The 1,116-nt window shown below is 69.8% G+C and carries 1 protein-coding gene and 1 pseudogene; both read right to left on the reverse strand.

The genetic code is table 11. The features are described from left to right. The coding region (locus ACIGFK_RS42500) for an ABC transporter ATP-binding protein (RefSeq protein WP_400056169.1) at positions 1-776 on the reverse strand (776 nt) is incomplete at its 3' end. Between the two features lie 43 nt (positions 777-819). Further along, a pseudogene (locus ACIGFK_RS42505) lies at positions 820-1,116 on the reverse strand (sulfate ABC transporter substrate-binding protein); the annotation flags it as partial.

Raw genomic sequence — 1,116 nt, forward strand, 5'->3', positions numbered from 1 at the left:
CGGCGGATCTCCCCACGCAGGTGTTCAGTGATCTCGAGGGACAGCTCGGCGACGTCCGCGTCTTCGATGCGGCGGGGCTGGGCGATGTCCACGGTCCATTCCTTCGCGACCCGGCCGGGGCGGGAGGAGAGCAGGACCACGCGCTGGGCGAGGCGGACGGCCTCGCGGACGTTGTGGGTGACGAAGAGGACGGAGAGGCCGGTCTCTTCCCAGATGCGGGTGAGTTCGCCGTGCAGGACGTCGCGGGTGATGGCGTCGAGGGCCGCGAAGGGCTCGTCCATCAGGAGGAGGCGGCTGTCCTGGGCGAGGGCGCGGGCCAGGGCGACGCGCTGGCGCATGCCGCCGGAGAGTTCGTGGACGCGTTTGCCGTGGGCGCCGCCGAGGCGGACCAGTTCCAGCAGGCGTTCGGCTTCGGGCTTGCGGTCGGTCTTGGCGACGCCGCGCAGGCGCAGGGCGAGTTCGATGTTCTTGCCCGCGGTCAGCCAGGGGAAGAGGGCGTGTTCCTGGAACATCAGGGCGGGCCGGCCGGAGGTCTCGATGGAGCCGGCGGTGGGCTTGTCGAGTCCGGCGACGAGGTTGAGCAGGGTGGACTTTCCGCAGCCGGAGGCGCCCAGGATGGTGACGAACTCTCCGGGAGCGACATCGAGGCTGATGTCGTCCAGGACGAGCTGCGTTCCGGCCGGGCCGGAGAAGGACTTCGAGACGTGCTCGATACGGGCGGCGTGCGTGAGCTCCGTTGCGGTGCCCTCGGCAGCCTTGGCAAGCGTGGTGGCCATGGTCGTCACCTCCTGGGATTGCTGGATTCGCTGGGCGGGGGAGTTACTTGGCGCCGAGGCCGGCGTCGGAGACCTCGGGCTTGCCGGCGGCCTTCAGCACCTTGTTCAGGAGCGTCAGGTCGTAGATGCCGGCCAGGTCGGGCTGCTCGATGAGCTTGGCCTTGACGGCGTAGTCGGCCTGCGCCTTCAGCGTCGAGGCCAGCGGGTCGTCGGTGACCTGGATGCTGGGCCACGCCGGGTCGATGACCTTCGCGTCGAGCGGCTTGCCGCCCTCGGCGGCGAGCTTGGCGTTGGCGGAGGCCTTGGCCTTGTCCTGGTTGGCGTGGATCCACTCGTTGGT

The organism is Streptomyces sp. NPDC085524 (genome assembly GCF_044541755.1).
Lineage (GTDB): Bacteria > Actinomycetota > Actinomycetes > Streptomycetales > Streptomycetaceae > Streptomyces.